General features: G+C 51.8%; 11 protein-coding genes and 1 riboswitch. All 11 genes read right to left on the bottom strand.

The annotated features are described in order from the left end of the window. Window positions 1-12 precede the first annotated feature (12 nt). The 11 genes from lpdA to LAJLEIBI_RS06390 all read right to left on the bottom strand — a co-directional run bounded on the left by lpdA (window position 13) and on the right by LAJLEIBI_RS06390 (window position 14,249). Entirely contained in the window at window positions 13-1,416 is a 1,404-nt protein-coding gene (lpdA, locus tag LAJLEIBI_RS06440) for a dihydrolipoyl dehydrogenase (RefSeq protein ID WP_006443715.1), read from the bottom strand. A gap of 16 nt (window positions 1,417-1,432) precedes the next feature. Continuing rightward, entirely contained in the window at window positions 1,433-2,431 is a 999-nt protein-coding gene (locus LAJLEIBI_RS06435) for a lipoate--protein ligase (protein WP_006443714.1), read from the bottom strand. A gap of 17 nt (window positions 2,432-2,448) precedes the next feature. After that, complete coding sequence (gcvPB, locus tag LAJLEIBI_RS06430; RefSeq protein WP_006443713.1) at window positions 2,449-3,879, bottom strand: aminomethyl-transferring glycine dehydrogenase subunit GcvPB; 1,431 nt, start codon at window positions 3,877-3,879, stop codon at window positions 2,449-2,451. Beyond that, window positions 3,866-5,194 carry an aminomethyl-transferring glycine dehydrogenase subunit GcvPA gene (gene gcvPA, locus LAJLEIBI_RS06425; protein WP_040435150.1) on the bottom strand — a complete coding sequence of 443 codons (1,329 nt, stop codon included), beginning with the start codon at window positions 5,192-5,194 and terminating at the stop codon, window positions 3,866-3,868. Before gcvPA ends, gcvPB begins: the two co-directional genes overlap by 14 nt. A 12-nt stretch (window positions 5,195-5,206) precedes the next feature. Then, window positions 5,207-5,587, bottom strand: coding sequence for a glycine cleavage system protein GcvH (gene gcvH, locus LAJLEIBI_RS06420; RefSeq protein ID WP_040435149.1), 381 nt, complete (start codon window positions 5,585-5,587; stop codon window positions 5,207-5,209). A gap of 46 nt (window positions 5,588-5,633) precedes the next feature. Beyond that, entirely contained in the window at window positions 5,634-6,722 is a 1,089-nt protein-coding gene (gene gcvT / locus LAJLEIBI_RS06415; protein WP_006443710.1) for a glycine cleavage system aminomethyltransferase GcvT, read from the bottom strand. A gap of 145 nt (window positions 6,723-6,867) precedes the next feature. Beyond that, window positions 6,868-6,957: riboswitch (glycine riboswitch) on the bottom strand. Between the two features lie 118 nt (window positions 6,958-7,075). Next, window positions 7,076-9,862, bottom strand: a complete 2,787-nt coding sequence (locus LAJLEIBI_RS06410) for an ABC transporter permease (protein ID WP_040435148.1) — start codon at window positions 9,860-9,862, stop codon at window positions 7,076-7,078. Then, on the bottom strand, window positions 9,859-10,539 hold the full coding sequence (locus LAJLEIBI_RS06405; RefSeq protein WP_006443708.1) for an ABC transporter ATP-binding protein: 681 nt from the start codon (window positions 10,537-10,539) through the stop codon (window positions 9,859-9,861). The genes LAJLEIBI_RS06410 and LAJLEIBI_RS06405 overlap by 4 nt, the downstream gene beginning before the upstream one ends. A 53-nt stretch (window positions 10,540-10,592) precedes the next feature. Then, a complete protein-coding gene (locus LAJLEIBI_RS06400; protein ID WP_006443707.1) occupies window positions 10,593-11,519 on the bottom strand; it encodes a sensor histidine kinase in 927 nt (308 codons plus the stop codon). A 34-nt stretch (window positions 11,520-11,553) separates the two neighbouring features. Continuing rightward, window positions 11,554-12,219: a response regulator transcription factor gene (locus LAJLEIBI_RS06395; protein WP_006443706.1), complete on the bottom strand. Its 666-nt coding sequence runs from the start codon at window positions 12,217-12,219 to the stop codon at window positions 11,554-11,556. Window positions 12,220-12,437: 218 nt separating this feature from the next. Next, a complete protein-coding gene (locus LAJLEIBI_RS06390) occupies window positions 12,438-14,249 on the bottom strand; it encodes a M14 family metallopeptidase (protein ID WP_006443705.1) in 1,812 nt (603 codons plus the stop codon). Window positions 14,250-14,274 lie beyond the last annotated feature (25 nt).

Genomic DNA, 14,274 nt, shown 5'->3' with positions numbered 1-14,274 from the left:
TTCCGGCTTTACTTACCGCCGCCGCGGCACTACATGAATGGCTTCCCCAAATACTTCCTCCAGCGCTTCCCCCACGCCTTCGTTGTAAGTCGGATGGGCGCGCACCGCGCAGAGCATCTGTTTCACCGTGAGCTTATTGGCAATTGCTGTCGTAAATTCTCCGATCATATCCGTCGCCCTCGCGCACATCATCTGCGCGCCGAGCACAATACCGGTCTGCTCCTCCGCTACAACTTTCACAAAGCCCCGCTCCTCTTTCGTGATGAGCGACTTTCCGTTGGCGCTCATAATAAATTTGCCTGTTTTTACTTCTAATCCATTCTCTTTTGCCTCTTCCTCAGACATACCGACGGAGGCGATCTCCGGGTTCGTGTACACACAGCCCGGTATGACATCCAGATCTACCGACGGTTCTGCGCCGGCGATCACTTCGGCCACATACATTCCCTGCGCGCTGGCCGCGTGCGCAAGCTGTGTCCCCTTGATCAGATCCCCGATCGCATAGACGCCTTCCATGTCTGTCCTGAACCGGCTGTCTACGGCGATACGGCCTTTTTCCAGCCGAATACCGGTTCCTTCCTCCAGAAGTCCGTCTGTATTCGGAGCCCGGCCCACCGCACAGAGCACATAGCCGGATGAGATCTTATATTCCTTTCCCTTTTCTTCAAACAGACAGGCGAGCTGTTCTCCGTCCTGCTCGACGGCCTTCACCGAGGCGCCTGTGTGAATGTCCACACCGCGCTTTTTCATGATCATTTTCAGATTCTGGGAGATCTCTTTGTCCATATTCGGAATGAGCCGCGGCATCGCCTCCACGATAGTGACCCTGCATCCCAGCGCCTGATACACAGTGGCAAACTCGACGCTGATGACACCTCCGCCGATGATGAGCAGACTGTCCGGCACCGCCTCGAGCCTGAATACATCGTCACTTGTCAGCACGCCCGGCAGCGAAAGGCCTGGTATCGGCGGCATCAAAGGCCTGGCCCCCGCTGCCAGTATGACATGCTCCGCCTCATATACGGTCTCTTTTCCGTCAGCCGTCACCTTGACGCTGCGCTCCTTTGTGAGGACGCCTTTTCCATTTATCAACTCTACCTTATTTGCCTTCAGCAGCTGTTCCACCCCCTGGCAGAGCTGCTCCGTTGTCTCCTCTTTATACGAGAGGATCTTTTTATAATCGTACGTGACGTCTGAGGCAGACACCCCGAACCGTCCGCCTGACATCACCTCCTGATACAAGGAGGAGGCGTGGATCATCGCCTTGGCCGGGATGCATCCCCGGTTCAGGCATGTCCCTCCTGCCCGCCCAGCTTCGATCACCGCGGTTTTAAGTCCGAGCTTTGCCGCCTTCACAGCGGCCACGTATCCGCCCGGGCCAGCTCCGATCACGATCAGATCAAATGTATGTTCCATATCATTATGTCTCCTTTTAAAATTCCACTTCTGAAAGCCACGATATCATATCTTTCATCATCTGCTCTTCCTCTGCGTCTTCGGACCAGAACAGCCCCAGCTGCGGCAGCACTGCCTCACGTCTGTAGTAAAGCCCTTTCAGATACCGCGGAAGGTCGAGGATCACCTGCGGCTTCATACAGTCGGACCAGGCGGCTGCATCTTCGATCCTGCCGCCCTTTACCTGAAGCTGCAGCGTCACCGTTCCCCACGGAAACCGGTGGGACAGTTCATATGTAAAATCCGTCTTCCGGCCAAATGTCCACTCCCATGAGCTGTATTTTTTCTCAAGCCCGGCAAGTTCCTCCTGGTCAAGTTCCTCCACGCTCCTCGTCCCCGCCTTCTGTCCGTACACCTCCTCAAACGCTGCTACGAGAGCTTCTTTCAGACCGGCGACCGTCAGATCCTGACAGAATTCTTTCAGGTTGGCGACCCTTGATTTTACGGAATCCACACCCTTTGACTTAAGCTTCTCTTTCGATACGGTCAGATACTTCGACAATTCCCCGATATTGACGTCCGCCATCAAAGTGCCGTGGTGATAACAGCGGGAACCCTGCTCATAAAATGCATTTCCCGAGAACTTCTTTCCTCCGGCCAGAATATCGTTCCGGCCAGACTTTTCTGCCTCTATGCCGAGCCTTTTCACGGCCCTTATGATAACTTCAAGCTGTCTGTCCAGATCATAGTTTTCTTTCTGCACGAGAAAGGTAAAATTCAGGTTCCCCAGGTCGTGGTATACCGCTCCGCCGCCGGACGGACGGCGCACGAGATATCCGCCGTCCTCCTTAAGCCTGTCGACGAGGCATTCCTTCCATGCATTCTGGTTACGGCCGATCACGACAGTGTGCCTGTTCTGCCAGAGATACAGGATACATTCATCTGCGCCGCAAGTCAGCAAAAGCTGTTCTTCCACCGCCAGGTTTTTCCTCGGGTCTGTCTGACTGCTCTCTATGTAAGTGATCTTTTCTATCATACAGATACTCTCTCTTCCTATGGCTCAAACTGATAACGGAGAACCGGATGCCTCGCAGCTCCCACTTCGTCGAGCCGCGTCACAGGTGTCTTGACCGGAGCGCTGTGCAGGCTATCTGCATGTTCCTGCGCCTCATGATAAAGGCTGCGGAACACCTCGATCGCTTCGTCCAGCGTCTCTTTTGACTCTGTCTCCGTCGGCTCTGCCATGAGCGCCTCCTTTACAATGAGCGGGAAGTACATGGTAGGCGGATGGATCCCGTTGTCAAGCAGCCCCTTGGCAATGTCCATCGCCGACACGCCCGTCTTCTTTTTCAGATCCTCAAGGCTCATGACGAACTCGTGCATGCACACTTCATCGTATGCCATCGTGTACAGATCCTTCAGCTTATTCATCATATAGTTCGCATTCAGCACTGCGTTCCGGCTGGCCTCGGGAATGCCTTCTTTTCCAAGTGTCATGATGTAGGAAAGCGCGCGTACGACTACGAGGAAATTGCCGTAGAAGCTCTTCATCTCACCGATACTCTGCTTTGGTCTCACAAAGGTCAGTTCATCCTCTCCTTCCACGAGAACGGAAGGAAGGAACGGTGAAAGGAATTGCTTGCATCCTACCGGACCGCTTCCCGGGCCTCCGCCTCCGTGCGGAGTGGAGAACGTCTTGTGCAGATTCAGATGAATGACGTCGAATCCCATATCGCCAGGCCTTACGATCCCCATGACCGCATTCAGGTTTGCGCCGTCATAGTAATTCAGACCGCCGCACTGATGAATGATCTCTGTGATCTCAAGAATGTTTTTGTCAAAAAGACCTACTGTGTTCGGGTTCGTCAGCATGAGTCCGGCCACATCATCGCCGGCTGCCTCCTTAAGCTTCTCAATATCTACACATCCGTCCGGACCGGACGGAACGCTTACTACAGAATACCCGGCCATCGCCGCGCTTGCCGGATTGGTCCCGTGGGCAGAGTCCGGCACGATGATCTTCGTGCGCTTTGTGTCGCCCCGGCTCTCATGATACGCTTTTATGAGCAAAAGCCCCGTAAATTCTCCGTGTGAGCCTGCTGCCGGCTGCATCGTCATACGGTCCATCCTCGTGATCTCACACAGATACTTCTCGATCGTGCCGATAACTTCCAGGCATCCCTGCACCGTATGCTCCGGCTGCAGCGGATGGACCTCTGTGAACCCCGGCAGATCTGCCATGTCATTGTTGATCTTCGGATTGTACTTCATCGTACAGGAACCAAGCGGATAGAAGCCGTCGTTGACACCGTGCGACTTTTTCGCCAGCTCCGTATAATGTCTGCTCAGGTCATTTTCCGACATCTCCGGCAGATGCAGCGCAGACTCACGCATATCCTTTGCCTCCGGCATCACGGCCGGCACGTCGCACTCGGGGAGCATATGCATTCCTCTTCCGGATCTGCTTTTTTCAAATATCAGCATCTACCGCACCTCCTTTAAGAATATGGATCACCTTGTCAATTTCTTCTTTCGTGTTCATCTCCGTGCAGCACCAGAGAATGGTGCCGTCCGCAAGCGGATACCCGCCGAGGATCCCTTCCTTTTCAAGCTTCTCCAGCGCCTGGGCTGCAGGCACTTTTGAAGAGGTAACAAACTCATGGAAGAATTCTCCTTTGTTTACGGTCTCATAACCGATCTTTCCGAGTTCCTCCGCCATGTAATGTGCCTTGGACATACACTGGACGGCCGCGCTTCGTATCCCCCCGCGTCCCATGGCCGCCAGATAGACTCCCACTGCCAGGGCGCACAGCGCCTGATTGGAACAGATATTGCTGGAAGCTTTCTCCCTGCGGATATGCTGTTCTCTCGCCTGCAGCGTCAGCACATATCCCGTCTTTCCGGCCGCGTCTTTCGTCTCACCGACGATACGGCCCGGCAGCTTTCTCGTCATGCCGGCCGTACAGGTCATAAACCCGAGGTACGGCCCTCCGAAGCCGAGCGGCAGTCCGAGCGGCTGGCCTTCCCCGACAGCCACGTCGGCGCCGTATTCCCTCGGCGTCTTCAGCACGCCGAGAGAGACCGGATTCACACCCATGACAAATTTCGCTCCGGCTTTGTGAGTGATCTCTCCTGCCTTTTCAGCGTCCTCCAGACTGCCATAGTAATTAGGATGCTGTATGTAGACACAGGCCGTCTCTTCATCGATATGCTCTTCCAGATATGAAAGGTCCGTGACGCCGTCTTTTTCCGGTATCACTTCCAGCTGCATCTCATTGCCGAAACAGTATGTCCTGACAGTTTCCAGCGCATAGGGCAGCACCGTGGCTGAAACAAATGCCTTTTTCCGCTTCCGCTCTCTGCACATGGCTACTCCTTCTGCGGCTGCGGACGCCCCGTCATACACAGAGGCATTGGAGGCATCCATGCCGGTCAGGTCACAGATCATCGTCTGATACTCAAAGATCGACTGCAGGATCCCCTGGCTGATCTCGGCCTGATATGGGGTGTAAGCTGTCATGAGATTCTCCTTGGAGATCACGCTCCTGACGATGGACGGGATAAAGTGGCGGTACGCGCCCGCTCCCCTGAATACGGAAGGAAACACCGTATTTTTTGCCGCCATACCCTGCATTTTTCTTCGTACTTCCAGTTCGGACATCCCCTCCGGGAGATTCAGTCCGTCTTTCACCTTTACTTCATCCGGAATATGGATAAACAGATCATCTATAGACGAAAAGCCGATCTCATGCAGCATGGCTTTTCGTTCTTCTTCCGTGTTTGGAACATATGAGCCCACAGGCACACCTCCTTACTCTTTCTCGCTCTCCACGAATGCTTGATATTCGCCGGCGGATAACAGTTCTTCCTTTTCAGATATCTCTTTTACTTTTACGAACCACGCATCATACGGAGCCTCGTTGATAAGTTCCGGCGTATCGAGAAGCTCTTCGTTGATCTCACTTACAACGCCGGAAACCGGTGCGTATACGTCGGACACAGCCTTCACTGACTCCACATCCGCAAAGGACTCTCCGACCGTGAGCTCATCCCCCTCTTCCGGGAGATTGACAAACACCAGATCTCCAAGCTCGGACTGCGCATAGTCCGTCAGGCCGATCACGACCTCGTCTCCTTCTTCTTTTACCCATTCATGGGATTTTGAATACTTCATATCCTCTCTTAATTCCATAACATTCATTCCTTTCTTTATTTTACTTTTTCTATTCCGTTTGCAGTTACTTGCTTCTTTTATAAAACGGCAGCGGTACGATCTTAGCCTCCACCATCCGTCCGCGCACTTCAACGCTCACTGTCCTGCCGGGCTCCGCGTATTTTGCGCTGACAAGCGCCATAGCCACCGGATATCCGAGATATGGGCAGTGTGTGCCGGACGTCGTATGGCCAATCAGCTTACCTTCCGCATATACGTCCTGATGTTCCCGGATGATCCCGCGCCCGGTCACTTTTAGTCCCACGCGCTTCCTCTTTGGTTCTCCCTGCTCTTCCATCGCCTTTTTCCCGATAAAGTCTTCTTTTGACATCTTCACGGCAAATCCAAGCCCGGTCTCAAGCGGTGTCACATCCTCGTCCATCTCCTGCCCGTAGAGAGGCATGGAAGCCTCCATGCGCAGTGTGTCCCGGGCGCCTAAGCCGCATGGGATCAGTCCCTCCTCTTTCCCGTTCTCCAGCAGGAGATCCCACATTTCCCCGGCCTTTTCACTGTCCAGATACAGTTCTACCCCGTCTTCGCCTGTGTATCCTGTCTTTGAAATGATACACGGGATCCCGCCGGCCTCCCCGTCAAACACCGCGTGATAATACTTTTGCGGGATATGTTCTTCTTTTGTGATCTTCCTGAGGATCTTCATCGCCTGCGGCCCCTGAAGCGCAAGCTGGGCATAGCGTTCGGACACATCGGTAAACGTGACTTCCCCCGACTGGTGCGCCAGCATCCATTCGTAATCCTTATCTTTGTTTGCGGCGTTGACGACAATAAAATAACGGTCATCTGCTTCCTTATAGACAATGAGGTCATCTACCGTGCCGCCTTTCTCATTGCACATCGGACTGTATCTCGCCTGTCCGTCTGACATATTCGCGAAATTGTTCGTCAGAAGCATCTGAAGATTGTCAAGCGCGTCCCTTCCTTCACAGAGGATCTCTCCCATGTGGGAAACGTCAAACAGGCCTGCGCGCTCCCGCACAGCCATGTGCTCTTTGATCACTCCGGTGCCGTACTGCACCGGCAGTGTGTAGCCGGCAAACGGAACCATCTTTCCGCCTGCCCTCACATGCGCTTCATACAGCGGTGTCTTTAATTCCATATTCTTTCCTCCTCCATTGTCTGTTTATTCACTTTTCCATGTTAAAACGGTGATGGCGGCATTTTAACCAGACTTCTCATATACAAAAAGGGGCAAATATAAATATCCTGCTGATATCCATACTCACCCCTGTCCTCCAGAGTATCGTCCGAATCTAATTCATTTGCCTGAGAGTTTCGGTCATCCCTTTCCCCTTCGGCGCTATCCCGCAGATAGACTCTCTTAAATCCATCATCCGATATATGAAACTACTTAGATTATAACGACATTTAAATATTCTGTCAATAATTGTTTTTTTATTAACATCTCGCTCAATTGATTTATTTTTCACACGATTGTCTATCTATTGACAATCAATTTGACTGTGCCAGCCGTTTTGCAAGCCCTGTCCTTCCTGTTTTTCTCGAGACGGCCAGCGGCACACAGACACAGATACAGGCCAGTACGAGAATCATGACGCCAAACACTGCCCACGGGCAGGTAAATGTAAAATATGCAAGCTTCGCCTTCATATAAAGATGTACCAGGAAAAGTATGCCGCTTCCGGCCGTCAGCATAAGGCCGGCGGTCAGCAGGCAGTAATAGAGCCCTTCTATCACAAGCATCCCGCACAGCTGCCTGCGTGTCATTCCAACCCCTTCCATAAGGGCAAATTCCCTCTGCCTCGACCAAAGGCCCGTCACCATCATATTCAGATAATTCATCAGACCGGCGGCGATAAGCACCATACTGAGAATGCCCAGAATGAGTCTGCTTCCTCGTATATAACTTTGGGCTTCCTGAAGCAGTCCGGCCTTGCTGATAAGAAACAATCCGGCCTCATCCCCCCGCCTGCCGTTCTCCCTCGTTAAGATCCTGCGGACTGCTTTCTCGGCCGACAGTTCCTTGCCTTTTTCCACATTCAGTTCCATATAAAAGGTCTTCTTTGCCGTTCCAAGCTTTTTAAATCCCTCTTCACTGATGACAAAATAGTCAATGCGGGGGCCGTGCCACGTACGTCTCAGAGCCGGAAACCCTTCTGCCTTTGTATCCATATAACCGCACAGTGTCATTTTCTCCGATTTTTCTGTCTCAATATCCCCCATCTTCTCCCGTTCCTGCGCTGTGGCGTTCAACCGCCTGTCACGCTCTTTCTTGGACCATAACCTTGAAAATAGGATCGGTTCCCCCACACTTTCTTCTGCCTGCTTTTCCTTGGCCGGAGATAGTATATGGTCATGCAGAAGCAATACTCCTGTGCCGTTCTCCAGACTCTCCATGTCAGCCGGTGAGCCGCTTTTTTCCGCAAATTCCTTCAGCTCCTCTATCTCCTTCCGGCCCAGGATCTGTATCGTACCGCTCTCTCCCGCTTCAATAAGTTGTATGACTGTATCAAGGTTGGCGGTATAGTTTTCATCTGTCTCTGATTCTTTATCCGCAACCATGGGACGGACCCCTTTTCTCGTATACAACGGGCACATATAGCCGCCCTCGGCGGCGTATGACTCTTCCTTCTTTACTCCGTCCACCGCCAGCAGTTCCTCTTTTACTTCTTCGCCAACCGGCGAGAAGGAATCATAATCATTGTCCGAAGTCAGGGCCAGGTTGCCGCCCTCTGTCTCCAGCGGGTCATCCTGTGGATCCCTGCCTTTATATTCCTCCCCATAGCCTTCCGCCTTTCCCCAGGAGCTGAACTCCCCGGCCACGAGAATATCGGGCCGCGCTTCTATGGCGTGGCTTTGATCTGCCCCCGAGGCGATCACCACTGCTGAGAGCGCCACCTCCAGTCCGAGAAACAGCGACAGTACCGTGCGCAGAGATCTGCCCCGGAATCGGCACAGATTCTGCCATGCCATATACCACAGTTCCCGTTTTGGTGTCCGGCGTCTGAGTGCCGCCGCCTTCTTAACCCTCCTCTTTGTCTTTGGCTGCTCTATCCCGTTATAATTCGCTGCTTCTATGCAGGAGCGGCTGACCGCCCGGTATATCGTTTCTCCCGCCGCAGCCGCAGTCACAATGCCGGTAAATACCGCCGCCAGCGCAAGCATCTGCGGGCGCAGAACATCCAGTCCGGCCGCCCCGCCATAACGGGCAAGATACTGCCTTCCGAGAAGCTGTGGAACCACAGCTGACAGCAATAACGCCGCGATCAGCACACCGGCTGGTATTCCCACCGCCAGAATACGCAGTATCTGTCTGAAATAAATGCCGCGGATCTGCTTCGCCGTCGTGCCGATCGTGTTCAGAAGCCCTATCTGCCGGATATCCTTTGCCATGGATATGTGCATGACATTATGGATGAGAAAGAATATACTTGCCAGCACAAGGACTGCGCCGAATGCCGCCATGCCGTAACCGCCCATGAACCGGTTTACCGCATCGTATGCATATGTATTACCGCCTGTAAATGTCTGAGAAGTATCGGCCATCCGGATATCGTCATAAAGCTTTTCCTCTGTGCGCCGGCCATCCATGCTGTCTTTCTGCCGGATGAGAAGATGATCCGGCTTTTCCATACTGCCGCCCCATTCTTTCAGCTTTTCTTCTGATATGTAGCCCTTGGCCATATTCGAGGCCGGCTCCGCATAGTCTTCGTACCATCCGCACAGAGTAAAGGTCTCTTTTTCCGTCCGGAACAGTCCTATCTCTATTATAAAGTGGAGTTTCATTCCTTTTTCCGGCGTACGGATACCCAGATCCTCAAGCGCGCGCACCGGCAGCATCAGTTCCTGGGCTTTCCGCGGATAGTGCCCTTCTATGCCGGTGTAAGCAGGGCGTTCCATCACATCCCAGGCCGTCTTATCTAACACTGTTATTTCACACAGACTTTCACCGCCGGCTTCTTTATATGCATATCCGGGCGTCCAGCTTCTCCCTACCTCCCGGATATAGCTCAGACTTTTGATCTTGTTGTACTGGGCCTTCGTCCCGTCCTCAAGATATGTGGACGCGGCTGTGCCGGACTGCCGTATGGATCTTAAATACTCCGCCTGAATCTTGCCGAAGGAAACGCCGAATACCATACAGAGCGTTACAATTCCGAGTATGACCGCGCCAAGAAGAATCCGGTTCCTGCCCCTGCTGCTCTTTGAGACTGCCGCGCAGAGCATCCGTATGACCGGAGTATTTGCATTCGGAGTATGCCTGCCGTTCTGTCTCATGGCCTCCCCTCCTGTCCCCATATCTTCCCGTCCTCGATGCGTACGATACGGTCCGCCATCTGGGCAGCTTCTTCCTCATGGGTGACGATGATCAGCGTCTGATGAAACTGCTCTGCACACGTCTTAAAGAGCCCCATCACTTCCATACTCGTGCCGGAATCCAGATTGCCGGTAGGCTCGTCCGCAAGAACGATCGCCGGCTTCACGGAAAGCGCCCGCGCCACGGCTGCCCTCTGCTGCTGGCCGCCGGAGAGCGTCCCCGGCATCTCATAAAGCTTTTCCCCTATGTCCAGTACGTCTATGATATGGTCTATAAACGTTTCATCAATGGGGGCTCCGTCCAGCTTCAGCGGCAGGACGATATTTTCATATACATTCAGCACAGGCACAAGATTGTACTGCTGAAATACAAATCCGATATTCCTTCTTCGGAAAATGGTGCGTTCCTCTCTGCTCATGTCTCTGAGGCTGTTTCCTCTGATCCACACCCCTCCCGCAGTAGGTTCATCCAGCCCGCCCAGCATATTTAAAAGCGTACTCTTCCCGCTGCCGGAACTCCCGACGACCGCCAGAAATTCCCCTTCCTCCACTGTAAGGCTGACGCCGTCAAGGGCGCGTACTTCATAAGACGCATTCGTATAATACTTCTGAAGGCCTGCTGCCTTTACGATCTCCATTCTTATGCCTCCTTTCTTTGTTCTCTTACAGTATAAAGGACAAATCTAACAAACTACTGACAACCGGAAGCTTCAAGATATATTTCCGCCGCTATTCCTGGCTCCTCCCGCGATATCTTCATAAATCCGCCGTGACGCGTTATGATCTCCCTTGCAAGATAAAGGCCGATTCCGAATCCTTCCTCCGCCGTGACACGGCGGCCGCGGTAAAAACGCTGAAATACTTTATTTTCCTCCCCTTCTTCTATGCCGATACCGTGATCTTGTATCCGTATTCTGAGAAACATGTCGTTTTTCACAGCCGACAACTCTATGCTTCCGCCGTCAGCGCTGTATTTTACAGCATTGTCCAGCACATTGACGAGCGCTTCGCCGAGCCAGTTTGCATCATGCGGACAGAAGAGGTTCTCCGGCACTTCTGCGTAGATGCGGATTCCCTTTTCCCCTGCTTTTTTCCTCATCTGTGAAACGACGCTGAAAATTGTGGCAGCCAGGTCTGTCTCTTCCTTTTTGATCTGTATAATATGATGCTCCAGCCGGGACATTTTGATAAAGCTCTCCACAAGAAAATGTAATTTCTGTTCCGACAGCTGGACCGCGGTAACATATTCTTCTGCCTCTTCCTGGCTTATGTCTTCATCCTGCAGAAATTCGAGATATGTCTCCATGTTGACAAGAGGCGTTCGCATCTGATGCGCGATCTCCGTGATCAGCTGCTGGATACGCTCACGGCTTTTTTCAGCCTCTTCCTGCTTTCCCCGTGTCATTCTCTGTATTCGTATGAGCTGATTTTCTATGCGGGCGTAAAGTGTCTCCTCACAGGCTGCCCTGCCCGCGATCTCCGTCCCGTTCAATATATGCGCCGCAAGGTCTGATATCTCCCCGAGTTCTCTCTGCCTGCACTTCCTTCCGGCAAGCCGCGCCGCGCCAACCCCAAAGACCGCCCCCGCGAGAGCCGCTCCCGCTATCCAGATCCACATATTCCACTTCTCTCCTCTCTGCCCCGATAAAATATCATCTGCCGAACCGGTATCCCATGCCGAACACATTACTTATAAACTTCCCATTCCGGGCGTCAGGTTCTATTTTTTTCTTCAGCCGGTTCACCGTGACACTGACTGTGTTGTCCCCGACAAACTGACCGTCAATGTCCCAGACATGCTCCAGAATACTCTCCTTTGACAGTACCTGCCCTCTATGCTCCATCATAAATTCCAGAAGCCGGTACTCCTTCGGCGTCAACTGGATCTCCCTGTTTTCCAGGCAAACTCTTTTGGCTTTCTGATAGAGGCAAAGTCCCTCCCAGGAAAGTCTGCCGCTTTGGTCTGCCCCTCTTCTTAGCACAGCTTCCACCCGCTTAAGCAGCACTTTCATCGGAAACGGTTTCACGACGTAGTCGTCCGCCCCTTCGTCAAATGCCGTCAGCATGTCCGCCTCCTCGTCCCGTGCCGTCAGAAAAATGGCCGGGATGCTCCGCGTCTTAAGAATCTCCCGGTACAGCTCTATTCCGTTTCCATCTGGCAGGCTGATGTCGAGGAGGAGCAGATCATTCCTTTCCTGCGCCATCCTAAGGCCTTCCCGGTATGTATAAACGCAGTTTGTCTCAAATCCTTCTTTGTTCAGGGCGATGTTCAGGGCCCGGTTCAATAATCTGTCGTCTTCTATGATTCCGATCGTCATTGTCTTTTGTATCTCTCCTTACACGTGTCTGTTATATATTCCTGGTCGAATTCTGTCACAGTATATTATAGTATAGCACAAATATGATATGAAGGGATTACTGATGCCTTACCGACAATAAGAAGCCGCTGCATCACAGATGATCATACATCCATTTTGCAGCGGCTATACGAAAAGAGTTCTATTTCAATAATACTTTACGAAATGGGCCGGTCATTTTATTTTATCGTATCAAATTTTGGTATCTTCAATATAGGCATCGATATCTCTTCCGTTCTTTCTTTCTCGGTACCGGCCTCTGCAGTTACAGTATTGCTGTAATTTGCGCGGAAGGTTCCGTCCTTGCTGTCAAAATAATCATCAAAGAAATTCCAGGCCACTCCTCCGTCAACAGCGGCAGGTTCACACATTAAGGCCGCAAAGGAACCAAAACGCTGCGCAGTAGATATCACATAGGTGCCGGCGGGAATGACTATGGACTTATCTCCCTGCACCCATCCGCCTTTGACAAGCGTCTGATAATGCCCTTCATATTTATCACGGGGAGTGCCGTCAATAACGGCGCCGCCGCTTGTATATGATTCAATACCAAAGTGTAGATAATCCTCAGCATTCAGCGTAATTTCCTCTTTCAGCTGAGTCATCTCAACACCGTGGAATTTCATAAGCTCAGCAAATTCAGCACAGTCCTGATCAATTAAATAATAGGCCCCCATGGTTTCAACCTCTGTCGGAACGAATGTGCCCCAATATTCCGTCTCGTAGTCAACGGGCTTTCCATACTCTATATCATACGGATCCCCCTCGTCGTCATATAATCTCGTTCCTATCACTTGCCCTTCCTCGTCAGTCTCATATGACAAAACAGTAAGTTTATCCTTCCCTTCAAAGGACATTGGTGTCATCTCGGAGTTCAGCGCAACGATATCACGTTTTGGATCGATTCCATTTTTCTCCCGCTCCAAAGACCGGGCATCTGCCGCGGCGATCATTTCCTTAATCTCATCCTTATCTTCTGCAACCACCTTCAACGCACCGTAAATGCACTCATACTGTGTCTCGACGCGCTTGGAAAATTCATCATAGGAATAAACTTCCAGCAGCAAAGCCAGACGGTTGCGCAGCCCGGCATAATTGGTCGTGTATCTGGCATAATCCTCAAACGTACGCCATCCTTCGTCCACGATGCCGCTATAGTAATATCCCCAGTTCCCATACGGAACAGATACTTTCCCCTTAGATTCCAGATAGGAATCTTTGCGCAGAGCACGGGAACAGAATACATCCCGGTTATATTCTAACAGCTCCGGATCTGTTCCTGCATTTAATCCCCAGTTATAAGTTACTGCATGACGCATATAAGAGCCGTCCGTTGCATGGGCGTCAATGAAAAGAACAGGATTCCAGTCATTCATCAATTGAACTATCGTACGAGCACAGGCACTCTCAAGCTTCGTCATATCACGGTTGACATTAAGGCCATTTCCTTCTGTCCGCGTACCGACCAGCTTAGGTGTAAACTGGGTCTCGATCCGGTTCTTATCAAGGTCGTCATTGCCGTCCGGATTACTGTTCGGAACAATAACAACAACCAGATCCTTCAGCAGTTCATCATGCTTCCCCTGGGCCACTTCCCTGGCAAATATCATCATAGCTTCCTTGCCTTCTACTTCGCCGGAGTGAATGTTACAGTTTACATAGACTACTCCCTTATCTTCATCGACCTCATCCGGGCTTTTGGGCGCCTTGTCGCTTATGATCATGTACGGTATCGGTGTCCCCAGCTCCGTCTTAAAGCTTGTATCATCGAGAATGATCCGGCCGCCGCTGTTTTCCGCAACTGTTTTACAAAACTCAAGAACTTCTTCTGAGGATGTGGTCCGCTCCCACTTGCTCTCTTCCGCCGGCGTTGACAGCTCATCCAGTTTCACTTTTGTACTGCCGGATCCTTTATCCTGCTTTTCCGTAGAACAGGACACGAGAAACAGAGCCATAGCCATCACTAAAATCGTTACTATGCTTTTTTTCATTCTCAAGCTCCTTTCACTGAATTAA

Origin of the sequence: [Clostridium] hylemonae DSM 15053 (assembly GCF_008281175.1) — a bacterium.
In the GTDB taxonomy this organism is placed as follows: Bacteria; Bacillota; Clostridia; order Lachnospirales; family Lachnospiraceae; genus Extibacter; species Extibacter hylemonae.
Note: the sequence above shows the minus strand (reverse complement) of the source record. Positions and strands in the feature narration are given on the sequence as shown.

What these genes read in the sequence shown, in the direction of transcription:
- LAJLEIBI_RS06400 (WP_006443707.1), bottom strand. Translation starts at nt 11,519, where the DNA reads ATGTGGATCTGGATAGCGGGAGCGGCTCTCGCGGGGGCGGTCTTTGGG.
- LAJLEIBI_RS06395 (WP_006443706.1), bottom strand. Translation starts at nt 12,219, where the DNA reads ATGACGATCGGAATCATAGAAGACGACAGATTATTGAACCGGGCCCTG.
- LAJLEIBI_RS06390 (WP_006443705.1), bottom strand. Translation starts at nt 14,249, where the DNA reads ATGAAAAAAAGCATAGTAACGATTTTAGTGATGGCTATGGCTCTGTTT.
- LAJLEIBI_RS06405 (WP_006443708.1), bottom strand. Translation starts at nt 10,539, where the DNA reads ATGGAGATCGTAAAGGCAGCAGGCCTTCAGAAGTATTATACGAATGCG.
- gcvT (WP_006443710.1), bottom strand. Translation starts at nt 6,722, where the DNA reads ATGGAATTAAAGACACCGCTGTATGAAGCGCATGTGAGGGCAGGCGGA.
- LAJLEIBI_RS06410 (WP_040435148.1), bottom strand. Translation starts at nt 9,862, where the DNA reads ATGAGACAGAACGGCAGGCATACTCCGAATGCAAATACTCCGGTCATA.
- gcvPB (WP_006443713.1), bottom strand. Translation starts at nt 3,879, where the DNA reads ATGCTGATATTTGAAAAAAGCAGATCCGGAAGAGGAATGCATATGCTC.
- LAJLEIBI_RS06435 (WP_006443714.1), bottom strand. Translation starts at nt 2,431, where the DNA reads ATGATAGAAAAGATCACTTACATAGAGAGCAGTCAGACAGACCCGAGG.
- gcvH (WP_040435149.1), bottom strand. Translation starts at nt 5,587, where the DNA reads ATGGAATTAAGAGAGGATATGAAGTATTCAAAATCCCATGAATGGGTA.
- lpdA (WP_006443715.1), bottom strand. Translation starts at nt 1,416, where the DNA reads ATGGAACATACATTTGATCTGATCGTGATCGGAGCTGGCCCGGGCGGA.